The organism is Micromonospora zingiberis, assembly GCF_004331455.1.
In the GTDB taxonomy this organism is placed as follows: domain Bacteria; phylum Actinomycetota; class Actinomycetes; order Mycobacteriales; family Micromonosporaceae; genus Micromonospora; species Micromonospora zingiberis.
The window spans coordinates 1-15091 of the sequence record NZ_SJJR01000021.1 but is presented as its reverse complement, the minus strand read 5'-3'; the positions used below and the strand labels follow the sequence as shown (position 1 = coordinate 15091).

Below are 15091 nucleotides of genomic sequence, written 5' to 3'. Positions count from 1 at the left end.
CGGCTGACGCAAACTTCTTGATCAACTAGAGGATCGTCGGTGTGGGCGGTAGGTGGTGATGGTTCGGGCCGTCAGGCGTTGGGTCGTGGCGGTGCCGCCGGCGGCTGCGGCCAGCAGCGCGGCGCCGGGCAGCAGGCGGGACGCCAGCCGCAGGGCCAGCCAGCCGCCCGCCTGGGCGGCCAGCGGGGCGGCCAGACGCCAGGCCGCCTCGACCGCCCGAAGCCCGGGCTCCTCACCCGGCCCGTCCGCCGCCCGGGCCGCCGCCAGCGCCGACTCTGCGGTCTCCAGATCCGGATGCACCTGGGTCAGCACCAACAGCTCCGCCGCCCGGTCCGGATGCGCCGGATCCCGGCCGTACGCCGCCGCCAGGTGCAGCACCAGGTTCGCCTGTGACCAGAGCACCACGGCCAACTCGACCACGGGCGCGAAGGCGCCAGCCAACGCCGCGCTCGCCCCACCGACCGCCGCCTGCCGGACGAACCGCTGACCGGCCAGCCGGGCCAGGCCGTCGGCGCTCGCCTGCGGATACGTCTCACGCAACCGCCGAGCCCACTCGGCGGCGCGAGGTCCGAGCGCCTCGACAGCCGTCAGCGCCAGCAACTCCGGCGCGAAGCCCGGATGGTCCAGGACACGCGCGACGAGCGCCCGCAACTCCAGATCCGGCGTACGCCCAGAAGCGGTCCCCCCGCCGATCAAGTCCGACCCGGCCAGCGGAGCCTGTTCCTGCACTGCCCTACTGGTCGTCATTCGGACGGACGCCGTGCTGATGGCGGTTGGCTCCGGAGTGGCCGGGCCGGCCAGCGCTGCCGCCTTGCGTACCGCTGTCTGCCCGGCCCCGCTCGCCCCTGCGTCGGCTGCTACTGCCGTGACCTTGCGTGCCGCCGCCTTCTTGGCACCGCCCGGTTCTGCGTCGGCTGCTACTGCCGTCACTTTGCGTGCCGGCGCCTTTTTGGCACCGCCCGGTTCTGCGTCGGCTGCTACTGCCGTGACCTTGCGTGCTGCCGCCTTCTTGGCAGCGCTCGGCCCTGCGTCGGCGGCTGCTGCCGTGACCTTGGCTGGCGCCTTGCGGGTTGGTGCCTTTCTGCTGCTGGCCGGCTCGGGGTTGGTCGCCTCGGCAGGGGCGGCAGGTGAGGGGGCCTTGCGTGCTGACGCCTTCTTGGTGCTGGTGGGTTCGGGGTGGGTTGCCTCGGGCGGGGCGGTTGGTGAGGGGGTCTTGCGTGTCGGTGCCAGCTTGGCGCCCGTCGGGGCAGCCGCCTCGGCCGTGCCCGTCGGCGGCGCCGCCGCCATCGCGGGCGCTGCCTTTTCTGCGGGCACCGCCTTCTTCGAAGGTGCTGCCTTTCTCGCGGCGGATTTCCTCACTGCTGGGGCAGTCGGCTGCGGCGCCGATGGCTCCGGCTGCTCCCCACCGCCGTGACCGTTGGGCGCCGACCCGCTCCGCGTGACCCTGCTCTCGTCAGCGTCAGCAGCTTTGGCGTCAGCGGCGGCGGGCGTGGCTACGAACGGCGGCGCGGGTGAGGACGGCGGCGCGGACGATGCTGACCGGGCCTGACGTGGCAGCGGCTGCTCCGGAACGGGCGGAGGTTGGAACAGCACCCCGGGAGCCGCCTTCGCGCGCCGAGGACGTGCTCCGCCGGATTCCTCCCGCTCATCCTGGTCAGACGTGGGTGGTGCCGGAGGTGGCGTGAAGGTCGCCTTCGGGGAGCGCCCACGTGCTCCCTCAGCAGGTTCGGAACGGTTCTGCTTGCTGGGCGGCTGCTCCTGCATGTCGATGGAGCGTAGTCCCGATCACGGCCGCGCACAGGGGTGAAGTTCCGGTCCGCCCGCCACGGTCGAGCGGCACCCGATAGTCGCTTTGCTCCCGACCGGGCGGGACCTGTATCCTCGGGCCCGGTGGTCTGCGGGCCACCAGGGAGACTTCGCCTAGTCTGGTCTATGGCGCCGCACTGCTAATGCGGTTGGGGTCTTAAAGCCCCTCCCGGGTTCGAATCCCGGAGTCTCCGCGCGAAGGCCGGGTGTGTAGACTGGCCGAGCACCAGCGCCCGTAGCTCAACGGATAGAGCATCTGACTACGGATCAGAAGGTTAGGGGTTCGAGTCCCTTCGGGCGCGCAATCCGATCAAGGCCATGACCAGCGGAAACGCCGGTTATGGCCTTGATGCTTCCCGGTATGTGCCGTGATCTTCCACGATGTGGGAGCTTGATGCTCCGTTGGTGCTCCAAAGTTCGAGTGCCGTCCGAGGGGCGGTTCGTGCGCGTGGGTGCTGGCCAGTGCGTTTGCGTGCCGCCCAGTCTGGATCATGGCTGAGGTGTCCGTCGGCCGACCGTTGACGGGTGTCCACTGTGGCCAGTGATGTGGATCTTTGTGGTGGGCGTTGCTGCGGGGTGTCGCGGTCGGTGCTGAGCTGGGTCGGTGCCCTGGCGTGGGCGGGGCGGCACGGCCGGCTGGGGCGGGTGGTTGGTGGTGACGGTCGTGTGGTCCGCGCATCTGTTTTCGGCCCAGCTGATCTGGTGGCGTGGCGGGGGAGGGGCATCCGACCAGGAGGGCTGAACGGCGGCAAGGATGGCCGAAGCCGACCGCGTCACGCGTGGGGCCAGGTGCTTGATCGAGGCCCCGCATGCGGTGACGTGCGGCACGCAACACGGCGCGGCCGACCGTGAGGACCGGTCGGGCCGACGCCGGAGTCGGCCAGCCGGCGCGGCACCGAGTCGGCCAGCCGCCTACCCGCGAACGTTGTCTGCGTTGCCGGCGGCTCATGGCGGCGGTCGACCGCGCACGCTCTAAGTAGCCGATGAGCGGTTGGTGCGCGGACGCCGAACCGCTCTGCACCTATGGTCCGGGTAGGAGCCATGCCAGGTGACGGATCTGGCTGGGCGGTCGCGAACTGCGGTGTGCATCTACTCGGGTCAGGCACAGGATGTGCCAGTATTCGGGTGGTGCGTTCAGCCAAGGTCTTGTTGCCGCTGTTCGGTCTGGTCGGAGCAGCCTGCGTGATTGTGGCTCTGATCGACGAACGGGAATCTGCGCGGTTGGGAAGCATTGCGTTGCTGGTCCTGTCGTACAGCGTGGCTGTGGCAGGCCGGGCAGGCTCCACACGCGGACGGGGAATGATTAGTGGTGGCTTAGGGCTGCTTGCTGTGGCTTGGGCGGCAGACTTCTGGTGGGGCGCCGAGGCTGCTGAAGGGCTCGGACAGCGCCTGGTTATCGCGGGGCCGGGCATCGAGGGTGCGGGCGGTTCGTCCTTAGCGGCGAGCGGTAGGGAGTGGGTGGTGGCGCTGGTGCAGCTGGTCGGCCTGCTAGCCCTTGCCGTCGGCCTAGCGCTGCTACCCGGGGCGGCGAGGCGCAGGTCGCGGGCAGCTCAGACGACACTGGGCGTTGCGGTCGTCGTCCTGCTGCTCGGTGTGGTTGCGGTGCCCGTCGCCGTCGGTGTCGGCGGCGGCCAGGTGGCCGAAATGTGGCGCATTGCCTGGCCCATGGTCCTGGTGACCTTGGCTGCCTTTGGCACCACCGTGGTTTCGACGTGGTACGCCGACCGTTGTTGGCTGGTGCCGGCGGGGGCGGTCCTGCTCGAGGCTTGGGCGGCACTGTCTCTATACCAATCCATTGGCGAGTGGGTCGCCTGGTCGTCCTTCTGGCCCTCGACAGGCACCGGGCATGGGATCGTCAGCACGGCTGCCGCCGGGGGAAGCCTGAGTGGTTTGGATGCCGCTGCTGGGCTGGCCGCAGCCTGCGCCCTGGGAGGAGCGGCGCTGTTGGCTGGCGGGGCCTTTCGGCCGGGTTGGGGACGTCGGGCTGCCTGATCCCTGCCACTCGACAGGCTCGACCCACGCGACGGACGTCTGCGCTACGTCGGCCACACCGTCCCGCTGTCCACGGCGCAGCGCCACGAACTCGGCGCCCTGCTGCCTGTCGTCGCCTGGCGCGGACCAGGGCGGCGGCATCCATGGCCGCAGCCCTTACCGGCCGGGTGGCTCGGTCGGTTCGACCGGCCGCAGCCCGTCGATTACATCGCAGTGGAGCCGGTGATGGTGGTGGAGGTCAACGCGGACATCGCATGGGAGCACGGCCGGTGGCGTCACCCTCTGGGGCTCCTCCGAGTCAGGCTGGACCTCTGGAAGCGTCGGATGTCGCCTGCTGGGCTCCCGGTTAGCAGCACAGGACGGCAGCTCTATCGCGAGTCGGCGCGTCGCGGGCTTTTGTCGACGGCAGGCCAACTAGGGCGTGTCCTGTATGGGTTTTGACCTGGGGTGGTTGATCATGCTCGGGTGGTGGGTCGGGGTCGTCGGTGGCGTGATCACCGGCAGGTGATCGACGCGATTCTGTGGAAGCTGCGGACCGGCAAGCCTCACTGCGGCGATCTTTCCGCCAACTGAAAATTTGCTGAAGATTGCTTTGCGTGAGCGTGTCGGCCGGGTGGTGATGGCGCGGTGAGCTTGGTGCGAGTTTTGTGTCGCTAATCGGCGACGGCAGCGACGGACCTTGCACGTGGATGTGTGCGGAGGGTGATCGTCCCTGGTAGACGGTGCCCTTCGTGCGGCCGGTCGTGCTCTTGTGTCGGCGTCCCCGGGGTGTCTAGCGTGTCGATCACTTTTCTTGATCGACTGGGAGTGTCGTCATGCTTGCTGACCGCCATGGGGGCACTGCCTTTAACCGTTTCGGCGCACGAGGTAGGGCCAGGGCTGGAGTCCTGGTGGTGGCGGTGCTGCTGGGCCTGTTGCCGGTGGTGCAGCTGCAAGCCCCGGCGGCGGCTTCTGCGGTGGCGCCGGTGTTGGAGCCGGGTGATTCCACGTCGGTGGCGAGCGTGGCGGTGCGGCAGCAGGTGCAGGATCCGGATCCGGATGACGAGGTCACGGTGACGGATCCCCTTCCCGCGGGCACGTTCCCCGAAGGCGGTGAGGCGGTCCTCGACCTTCAGAGCGACGCCGAAGACCGGGAGGCTTTCGGGCTGACGGTCGAACCGGCCAGCGAGTCGACCGCGGGCGAGGGTGTGGCCGGGCGAGGCCTGTCGGCTGCTGGGGTCGGGTCGGTGCGGGTGCGGTCGTTTGACCGGGCGGCGTCGGTGGCGTTGGGTAACGCGGGCCCTCTGTATTCGCTTGCGCGGGCGGACGGTTCGGCGGCGGCGGGTGCAGTGCAGCTCGTGGTCGACTACTCCGATTTCGCGCAGGCGTATGGGGGTTCGTTCGCTGACCGGTTGACGTTGGTGCGGTTGCCAGGATGTGCGGCGACGACGCCGGAGGTGCCGGAGTGCTCGGCGGATCCGGTGTGGGTGTCAGCTACAAACGATCCGCATGCGAAGACGTTGACGGCGGTGGTGGACGTCGGCGGTGACCCGACCGGTGCGGGGCGTCGGACTGGCGTGTTCGAGGGTTTCGCGCCGGAGTCGACGGTCGAGTCGATGGGGGTGTATGCGCTGGCGTCGTCGGCGTCGGGTGGGTCGACGGGTTCGTACACGGCGTCGGATTTGAAGCCTTCGGGGTCGTGGCAGGTGGGGGAGAGCGCGGGCTCGTTCTCCTACACGTATCCGTTGCCGGAGCCGCCGCTGCCGTACGGGCAGACGCTGGGCCTGCAGTTGTCGTACAGCTCCTCTGCCGTGGATGGGATGACGCACGGCACCAACAACCAGTCCGGTCCGGCGGGGTTGGGTTGGTCGTACTCGCCGGGGTACATCGAGCGGACGTACAAGCCGTGCCGGACGCACAAGACGGAGATGTGTTGGGAGTCCCCGGACGGTGAGGACGGGGAGGCGGCCACCAACGACGTGACCGCCTCGCACATCACGATCTCCCTGCAGGGGCAGTCGACGCAGATCGTGAAGACCACCGCCGGGGTGTGGAAGCCTGTCGATGATCTTGGGTGGCGGGTGGAGTTTCTGCCGGGTGGTGCTGAGGACGATGGTTATTGGAAGGTGTGGACGCAGGACGGTACGGAGTATCGGTTCGGGTTCGTGCGGGATTCGGTGTGGAAGATGTCGTTCCTCGGTGACGAGGCCGGGGAGCCTTGCCACGATGTGTATCCGGCGTCGTGTCGGGATCCGTGGCGGTGGAACCTGGACCGGGTTCGGGACGCCAACGAGAACGAGACGTATTTGCACTGGACGCGGGAGACGAACCACTACAAGCGGGCGTTGAGCGGGTCGATCCTGGAGTACGACCGGGGTGGGTACCTGTCGGAGATCGAGTACGCGAAGAACGTGACCGAGGCGGGTGCGGTCCCGGTCGGCAAGGTGGTCTTCGGATGGGCGCACCGGTGTGTGGAGCGCACGGCCGAGGATGATCCGTTCAACAACGATCCGGCGTCGTGTCCGTCGTTGTCGTCGAACCCGAACTCCTACCCTGACGTGCCCGGTGACCTGGTCTGTGGGTCGTCGTCGTGCGGGAACTACACCCAGTCGTTTTTCACCAGCAGGATCCTGGACCGGGTCACCTCGTACCAGTGGAACGCGAGCACCGGAGCGTGGAACAACATCACCCGGGTGCAGCTGCGGTACAAGGTGTCGAACCCGACCGGCCTGACCGAACGGTCGTTCGTCCTGGACTACGCGCGGCCGATTGGCCTGATCGGCGCGGACGCGAACAAGATCGACCTGCCGCCGGTGGACTTCGACTACGTCGACGGTGTGCAGCCGAACTTCCGTGATGGCCGCGTCGACTACGACGAGGCCGGCCTGGGTGTGTCCGCGATGCGGATGCCACGCCTACTGGTGGTCCGCAACGGCTTCGGCGGGCGGACGGAGATCACGTATGGGACGCAGAAGCCGTGTCCGCAGGGCGGGTCGAACCAGTCCGGGTTTAACAGTTGGCACAACGGCAAGGTAGGCAACTGGGACATCAACACCGAGGACTGCTACCCGATCTTCCACACCCCACCCGGCGCGGACCCCGGCTTCGGCATCTTCCACAAGTACCTGGTCAAGAAGATCGTGGTGAAAGACCAGGTCGGCGGCTCGCCGGACCAGGTCACCCAGTACGACTACACCGTCGGGAACCCGGCCTGGAAGAACCCCAACAACCCGCTCGTACCCGACGAGTACGAGTCGTGGAGCAATTTTGCCGGCTACAACCGCGTCCGCGTGCTCCAAGGCTCCGGCACCGACCCATCGAAGTACACCGTGTGGATGTCGAACTACTTCCGCGGCATGTACCACGACATCTACGACCAGGCCAGCGGCGGCGGCATCAAACAAACCACCGTCACCGACTACGACGGCAACACCTACGACGACCACTACGCCCGCGCCGGCCGGACCCTGCAAACCCGGCAGTACCGGATGACCACCTACAACGCCAACCCCGCCACCGCCACCTACACCGAAGTCGCCAGCACCCGCTACGACCACACCATCCAAGGCAGCTACAACGGCCCCGGCTACGCCAACCCCCGCCAAGTCCGCACCGGCCTAAAGAACACCCGCGTCAAACTCGACGACGGCAGCTGGCGGCACAGCGAAGAGAAGACCATCTACGAGTCCACGTACGGGCTGCCGATCCGGTTCCACCAGTACAACCAGGTCGGCGTAGCCGACAACACCTGCACCTCCTACACCTACGCCCAGCAGAACGCCCCGAACTCCTACTACATGATCGGCTTTCCGGAGCGGGTGGAGACCTGGTCCGGGGACACCTGTGGCTCAGGAACACTGCTGTCCCGCGCGGTCACCTTCTACGACACCTACACCGTCGAAGGCTCCCAGACCCCGTTCGACGGCAACGTCGCCGAGGTCCGCACCTACACCAGCCCGACCACCTATCTGTCCAGCGGTCGCAGCACCTACGACAACATGGGCCGGCTCCGCACCGCGACCGACCCGGCCGGGCTGACCACCACGACCAGCTACAGCCCGACAGTGAACTGGCCGGACAACGGAATCACCAACACCATCGGCGGCGGCTTCAACCACACCACCACCACCCTGATCGACCGGCACACCGGGCAGCCGTCCAAGGTTACCGACCCGAACGGCAAGGTCACCGACCTGGTCTACGACTCGCTCGGCCGCGTTGCCGAGGTGTACCTGCCGGGACAGGCGAAGTCCTCGGCGGTGCCGTCGCTGCGCTTCGGCTACCAGATCACCTCCAGCGGCATCGGACAACCCACCGCACCAGCGCGCACCAAGACCGAGACACTGCAATCCCACAGCGGCAGCCCCGTCTACCTGACCTCGTTCCAGCACCTGGATGGTCTCGGCCGAGGCAGGGAAATACAGCGGCCCGGTCCGAACGGCGGCCGGGTCGTCACCGCCACGACCTACGACGCCCGCGGCAACGTCGCGGCCACCACCAGCCCCTTCCACAACAGCTCCACGGCAGGGTCCGGGCTCGTCAACCCCAGCCTCACCACCGTCCCGGCCGTCCAAGAAGTCACCTACGACCACCTCAACCGGGCCACCATCCAGGTGGACAAGAAACTCGGCACGGCGTGGCGACAGACGACCACCAGCTACCACGGCGACAGTGTCACGGTGGTGCCGCCGACCGGTGGCACCAAGACCGTCAGCCACCTTGACGTGCGTGGCAACGTCACCCGCCTCGACCAGTACAACTCGTCCACCAACCCGAACACCTACCAGAGCACCAGCTACACCCACGACCGCCTCGACCAACTCACCAAGGTCGTCGACCCCGCCGGCAACACGTGGACCAACACCTATGACCTCGCCGGCCGCAATACGCAGAAGGTCGACCCGGACTCCGGCACCACCACCACCCACTACGACAACGCCGGCCGACTCGCCTACACCCTCGATAGCCGCGGGCAGAGGATTTCCGCCGAGTACGACACCATGTCCCGCGCCGTCGGCCGCTGGTCCGGCAACGTGGGCAGCGGCACCAAACTCGCCAGCTACGTCTACGACACCCTCGCCAAGGGACAGCTGACCTCCTCCACCCGCCACCACGGCGGCGGCAACTACACCACCGCCGTGACCGGCTACACCGACAGCTACCAGCCCACCGGCACCACGGTGACCATCCCGGCAGCCGAAGGTGCCCTCGCTGGCACCTACGGCACCACGTTCACCTACGACAAGGCCGGCCACCTCACCAGCAGCAGCCAACCCGCCGCCGGAGGCCTACCCGCCGAAACCCTCACCTTCGGCTACGACAACAACGGCTACCCCACCACCATGACCGGCGCCGAAACCTACATCGCCGCCACCAGCTACTACGCCCACGGCCCCACCCACCAACTCCTCCTCGGCGCCAACGGCAAACGGGTACGACTGACCAACACCATCGACCAGCAGACCGGCCGACTCGACGCCACCAGCATCGACCTCGAAAACACCCCCGGCACCTTCACGACCAAGTACGGCACCGCCTACCGATACGACGCCATCGGCAACATCACCTCCACCCTCGGCAGCACCAACGGCACCGCCGACCAGATCGAATGCTTCCGCTACGACCCCCTACGCCGACTCACCACCGCCTGGACCGGCAACACCCCGACCACCACCGCCTGCGACCAAACGCCACAACGAGGCGGCACCATCGACCCCTACTGGCGATCCTGGGAATTCGACGCCGTCGGGAACCGCACCAAACAAACCGACCACAACCCCGCCGGCAACACCACCTGGACCTACACACACCCCAACCCCGGCGCCAGCCGACCCCACGCCCTCACCACCGTCACCGCCACCGGCCCCCTCGCCGCCACACCCACCCGAACCTTCACCTACGACGCCGCCGGGAACACCATCACCCGCCACACCGAATCCGGTGTAGCGCAGCAACTGGAATGGGACGCTGAAGGCCGTCTCGACACCCTGAGCGAAGGCACCGACGAGACCACCTACGTCTACGACACCGAAGGCAACCGCCTTATCCAACGCGCGCCGAACAAGACCACCCTCTACCTCGGTGCCACCGAACTCACCCTCACCACCGGCAGCAACCAACCCGACGGCACCCGCTACTACAGCGCCGCCGGCCGCACCATCGCCGTCCGCACCCTGGCCAGCCTCGTTTGGAGCGGAAGCGACCACCACGGCACCGAACAAGTCCAAATCAACGCCGACGACCTCACCACCAGCCGTAAGCGCCGCCTGCCCTACGGCGAAAACCGAAGCGCCACCCAACCCACCTTCTTCGGCACCCGAGGCTTCGTCGGCGGCACCCAAGACGACACCGGCCTCACCCACCTCGGCGCCCGCGAATACGACCCCACCCTCGGCCGCTTCATCAGCGTCGACCCCATCCAAGACCTCACCGACCCCCAACAGTGGAACGGCTACAGCTACGCCAACAACAACCCCACCACCCTGTCCGACCCCACCGGCCTCATCCCCTGCGGAGATGACGCCTGCCAAATAACCCCGCCAAGAACCCCGGGCGGCGGCAACGGCGGCGGCAACGGCGGTCGCACCGGCGGCGGCAACGGCAATGGTGGCGGCAATGGTGGCAGCCCCGGCAACCCCTCCAACCCCAACCCTTGCGGCAGCATCAAAGCGTGCGAGCGAGAAACCGACGACCGCGCTCGTACGCTCGCAAGCGGAATATCGCTGGGCGGCGTCCTAGTCATCGCACCGACGCCCGAGGCCCTCCAAGAAGCACTCGACGAAGCCGAGCGCAAGGCTTGCAGGTGGACGATCTTTTGCAGCAGGGAAGACGAGTTCGTCGCCGGCGACATGATGACCGATATCTGCAGTAGCCGCAGCGGCTGGTGCGAATTCCAAGACGTCCTTCCGGTTCAGGAGGTTCCTGCCGAAGCTGGTGTGGGTGGCCAAATTCTGCGGGCGGTTCTTCCGAAAGCGCTTACCTTGGGGCGAAACTCCACCGGCGGATACCGCGTCTACATGGGCTATGGCGAAGACGGAACGAGTTGGGTGTACTCGGGCATAACCAGGCAAGGTATCGCGAAGCGGCAAGGGCAGCATCGTAATCGGTTCACAATCAGGGAAGTAACTTCCGACACCGTAACGAAAGGCGAGGCTCGAGCGATTGAACAAGCACTGATCGTCCGACATGAGGGTCGGGGATTGAATAAAATAAATAGTATTAGCCCTAAGCATTCCTACTACGAGCGTGCACGAATCTGGGGTGAACAGTGGCTGCAGGCAAAGGGAACCGTGACCAACTAGGCCGCCAATCGGCTGTGCCCGGCCTGGTCCCCGTCACGGACCCCGGCGACGCCGCCGACGTCGCCGCACAGGCCATCGGCGCGCCGCGACAGCTGAACGGCCTTGTCACGGCGGAAAACCGATGGGGGAAGCGTCGTATCGGTCATGGTTTTCATCGGGGTGCCGATGGCTGCTTTCGGGATGATCGGCAGCTGGTCCTGCTAGCATCGTTTGAGGCAAGTCGTCGTTTGTTGGCAGAGGTGAGGTTTTCGGCGTGTTAGTGCATCTAATTATCAGAGACGCGCGAGACATTGCTAAGCTGCAGCATCTGCCGGAGTTGCCTGAAGTGGTGCAGTTCGAGCAGCCCTTAACTGCGGACGGTTACCGGGCACTGGCGAGTATTATCCAGGACAACCCACAGATCACGCTCCGCGCATACGGGTCCGACCGTGAGCTTGCGGAACTTCGATTCCTGGAGTGGTTCCCAGGTCTCCGACGCTTTAGTTTTGCGCACCTGTACGGCGTTGAAAGTCTCGAACCGTTGGCCCGGCTTGCACCCGAGTTGGAGTTCCTTAATGCTGGCGAGACTAAAAAGGCTCTCGATCTCGGCCCCATAACTCAGTTAACGAACCTAAAGGAGCTCCGTGTTGTCTCGCATCGGAAAGGCCTCACAGAGCTCCTGGAGGCTAATTCCGGCCTTCGATCCCTAGCTCTGTGGCGTCTTCCGCTTGACCGATATCTCCCCGCAATTCCGCCGAGTGTCGACGCATTGGCGCTAACCCTGGGCTCTTTGACTGCGGACCAATGGCCCGACGCTGTCGGCAATCTGCGATACCTCGCTATTCGCGGTGTGCGGGGGGTGAACGAGTTGAAGCGCCTAAACGAGATCGAGGCACTGGAGTGGCTTTGGCTTGATGACCTAACAAAGCTCAGCGAGCTGCCCGACTTTGCGCAGTTCAGGGCGCTGCTGAGGTTGGACCTCACCGGGCTGAAGAGCCTGCGGGAAGCAGATGCCCTTCGGTCTTTGAGTCGCGCCCCCCGGATCGAGGAACTTCTCGTCGCTGACTCCCGGCTCCCGGTTGAAGCATTTCGACCGCTTGTCGGACACCCCACCTTGAATCGTGTGGGCGCGGGACTGGGAAGCGAGCGCAGAAATGATCAGGTGGATGAGCTGCTTGGTAAGCCGATCCCTAGCTCATTCCGTGACTTCGCCGCCCGTATTCGCGTGACCCAGATGCTCTGATCCGGGTCGGGTGCGGTGCTTCTCGCCGTATACCGAAGCGGTGAGGATCTTGCAGGTGGGTATACAAGAGTTAGCCCGGATGGGGTTGACCCGGTTTGACGGACAGGGTCGATAAGTTGATTTCACGCTACCTTGCTGGTTGGCCTGCGGAGTTGGGCGGTCGCTTCGTACTCGGCCGGACTCATGTAGTCCAGGGTGGAATGGCGGCGACGGGTGTTGTACCACCCCTCGATCCAGTCGAAGATCGCCGCACGGGCGGCAACACGGGTCGGCCACGCCCGCCGGTCCAACAGTTCTGTCTTGATCGTGGCGAAGAACGACTCCGCGACCGCGTTGTCCCAACACTGACCCCGCCCACCGACCGACAACAGCACCCCGTTGCGGTCGGCGAGACGGGCGTACTGGGCACTGGTGTACTGACACCCGCGATCGCTGTGAAAGATCACCGACCCGGTCGGGCGTCGAGCAGCGATGGCGTTGGACAGGGCCTGGGCGGGCAGATCGGTACGTAGATGGTCGGCGGTGGCCCAGCCCACGACCCGACGCGAGGCGATGTCGATCACGGTGGCCAGGTACAGCCAGCCCTCCCAGGTGGGGATGTAGACATCCCACGCGGGTCAGTTGTCAAGCGACGGATGGTTCTGGTGTCGAGCCGGTTGTTTTCCAGGCGGCGTGGTCGTTCCAGGTTTCGTGGTGTTGTAGGCACCACCAGAGGCGTCCGACGAGTTTGTTCGCGAGGTTGCGTAGGGCGGCGTTGTGGTGATCGCCGGCAGCTCGGCGGCGGTCGTAGTGCGCGCGGGCACCGGCCGATTTTGTGATGGTGACGAAGGCCCACCAGTGGCAGGCGTCGCCGAGTCGCTTGTTGCGTACTTTTCGGGCTTTGACGTAGCGCGAGCGGCCGGAGGCGCGGGTGACCGGTGCGGTGCCGGCGAACGCGCGCAGTCCCGCTGCGGTGGTGAATCGGTCGGGGTCGTCGCCGACCTCGGCCAGGACTCGGGCGGCGAGCACCGGGCCCAGGCCGGGCGCGGATCGCAGGATCGTGGCCAGCGGGTGTCGATCGAACTCGACCGCCAACGCCTGTTCGAGCTCGGTGACTGCGGTCTGCATCGCCACGATGCTGGCGATCAGTCCGCGGGTGGTGACGCCGTAGGCGGCCTCGACGACGGCGGGCTGCCGCAGCGCGGGAGTGTGCAGGTCGGTCAGAATACGGTCGACCAGGGATGCGTCGTTGCGTCGTCCGCATCGGTGTAGCAGCGTGGTGATCCGACGGGTGGTCAACCCTCTCCCGGCTTCAGGAGTCGGGGCGGCGCCCAGGATAGCCAGTGCCGCCTTGTGTTTGAGGTTGGGGAAAGCGCGGATCGCTTGCGGGTAGAACTCCAGCAGCAGCGATCGCAGGCGGCTGACGGTCTGGTTGACCGCCCAGATCGCGTCCTGGTGCTGGCGGGCCAGCGCCTTGATCGCTGAAGCGTGGTCGCTGACTGCGGGCAGCGGCCGGTGCTGGTGCCGGTCAGTGCGCAGAAGGTCGGCCAGCACGAACGCGTCGCCCGGGTCTGACTTCTTGCCGGACTGGCCGTGCCGTTCGCGATAGCGGGCGACCGCTCTCGGGTTGATCGCGAACACGGTCATCCCGGCGGCCTGCAACGCGACCACCAGCAGGTTCTTGTCGGTCTCGATCGCGACCGGCACCGCCGTGATCTGGTCCACGTCGTCGACGTGCTCGCCGAGCAGCGCCATCAGACGCGTGAATCCGGTCGCGCCGGAGTCGATCCTGGCCCGGGCCAGAACGCCGCCGCCGGCGTCAAGCACCGCAACGTCGTGGTGCGCCTCGGCCCAGTCGATCCCGCAGGTGATCTGCACTTTTGTCCCTTCGTGGTCAACAACAGTTGAGCCCGAGGGCACGTGCGGCGACCTAATGGAAGCGCTCGATGGCGCGGCATCTCACAAGCCGATCACGAACCCGACGACTGGCAGGGCCACCGTCTACCTTCAGGCCTCGACGGCCGGTTGCATCATGCGAGTGGACGCCGGCCAGCGGCTCACCCGACACCCTGCACCCGACCTTGGGCCGGTGATATCTCAGGGGCCCCTGCCAGTCGACTTCGAGCACCGGAACATTCATCCGGCCCAGCCATTAGGTGATGTCGCCGCACCAGCGGGTGTCGACCCCGGCGGCGCAGGTGGTGAAGTCCCGGCGGATCCGGTCGGCGGCCAGGGCCGCCCTCGGGTCGGGCACGGTAGTGGTGCGCCACCTCTTCGGCGTCCGCCCGCACAACCCGGCACCCCGCATTAGCCGGGCCACCCGCTTACGGGAGTGCCGCCGCCCCTGCGTGGCGAGTTCGGCGCGCACCCGAGGAGCACCGTAGGTGCCCGCCGAGTCCGCGTGGACATCCGCGATGCGAGCGGTCAGGTCGGCGTCGTCACGCTCCCGCCGCGACGGCCCGGTGCTGCGGTGCTGGTAGTAGGCGGACCGGGAGACCTCCAACAGCTCACAGGAACGCTTCACGTTCCCGTCGCGCCGTACTGTTGTTCTGGCGTCAGCTGGGCCGCGAGGTGGGCGTCGCGTAACGCGACTGATCAAGCGGGCGCGGATCGACTGGCCGGCCACGGGTCTGGCCTCAACATCGACTGGACCTGTCTGGTCGGTTCTTTGTCCGAGTGTCCCTAAGAGCGACCGGCAATAGGTGGGGCGTCTGGGCGGGTGGGACCCCGGGGTAGCAAGCAGGCACGGGTCCATTGATCATCGGAGTTCTCTACGCTTCGTGACCGATGGAGTCCCGTGCCTGCGCTGCCA

At 66.7% G+C, this 15091-nt stretch carries 7 protein-coding genes and 2 tRNA genes; 5 read left to right on the top strand and 4 right to left on the bottom strand.

All coding sequences use genetic code 11. The annotated features are described in order from the left end of the window. Positions 1–21 precede the first annotated feature (21 nt). A complete protein-coding gene (locus tag E0H26_RS23760; protein ID WP_240742337.1) occupies positions 22–747 on the bottom strand; it encodes a hypothetical protein in 726 nt (241 codons plus the stop codon). A gap of 1162 nt (positions 748–1909) precedes the next feature. On the opposite strand from E0H26_RS23760, the gene E0H26_RS23755 reads away from it, so the two are divergent. The 5 genes from E0H26_RS23755 to E0H26_RS23730 all read left to right on the top strand — a co-directional run bounded on the left by E0H26_RS23755 (position 1910) and on the right by E0H26_RS23730 (position 12300). Further along, a tRNA-Ser gene (locus E0H26_RS23755) sits at positions 1910–2000 on the top strand. Between the two features lie 35 nt (positions 2001–2035). After that, positions 2036–2108: transfer RNA gene (locus E0H26_RS23750), tRNA-Arg, on the top strand. Positions 2109–2934: 826 nt separating this feature from the next. Continuing rightward, positions 2935–3798, top strand: a complete 864-nt coding sequence (locus E0H26_RS23745; RefSeq protein ID WP_131307405.1) for a hypothetical protein — start codon at positions 2935–2937, stop codon at positions 3796–3798. 890 nt (positions 3799–4688) lie between these two features. Further along, positions 4689–11078 (top strand): RHS repeat domain-containing protein, encoded by a 6390-nt coding sequence (locus E0H26_RS23735; protein WP_338106230.1) that lies wholly within the window; start codon positions 4689–4691, stop codon positions 11076–11078. A gap of 328 nt (positions 11079–11406) precedes the next feature. Next, positions 11407–12300 (top strand): leucine-rich repeat domain-containing protein, encoded by an 894-nt coding sequence (locus tag E0H26_RS23730; RefSeq protein WP_131307403.1) that lies wholly within the window; start codon positions 11407–11409, stop codon positions 12298–12300. A gap of 122 nt (positions 12301–12422) precedes the next feature. Here the strand turns inward: E0H26_RS23730 and E0H26_RS23725 are convergent, their stop codons facing one another. The 3 genes from E0H26_RS23725 to E0H26_RS30345 all read right to left on the bottom strand — a co-directional run bounded on the left by E0H26_RS23725 (position 12423) and on the right by E0H26_RS30345 (position 14803). Then, positions 12423–12899, bottom strand: a complete 477-nt coding sequence (locus tag E0H26_RS23725; RefSeq protein WP_131307401.1) for an IS3 family transposase — start codon at positions 12897–12899, stop codon at positions 12423–12425. Between the two features lie 25 nt (positions 12900–12924). Beyond that, positions 12925–14199, bottom strand: coding sequence for an IS110 family RNA-guided transposase (locus tag E0H26_RS23720; protein ID WP_420812868.1), 1275 nt, complete (start codon positions 14197–14199; stop codon positions 12925–12927). Between the two features lie 232 nt (positions 14200–14431). After that, complete coding sequence (locus E0H26_RS30345; RefSeq protein WP_165521968.1) at positions 14432–14803, bottom strand: IS3 family transposase; 372 nt, start codon at positions 14801–14803, stop codon at positions 14432–14434. Between the last annotated feature and the right edge of the window lie 288 nt (positions 14804–15091).

Excerpts from the sequence above, each read along its gene's own strand:
- E0H26_RS23760 (WP_240742337.1), bottom strand. The coding sequence starts at position 747 with ATGACGACCAGTAGGGCAGTGCAGGAACAGGCTCCGCTGGCCGGGTCG.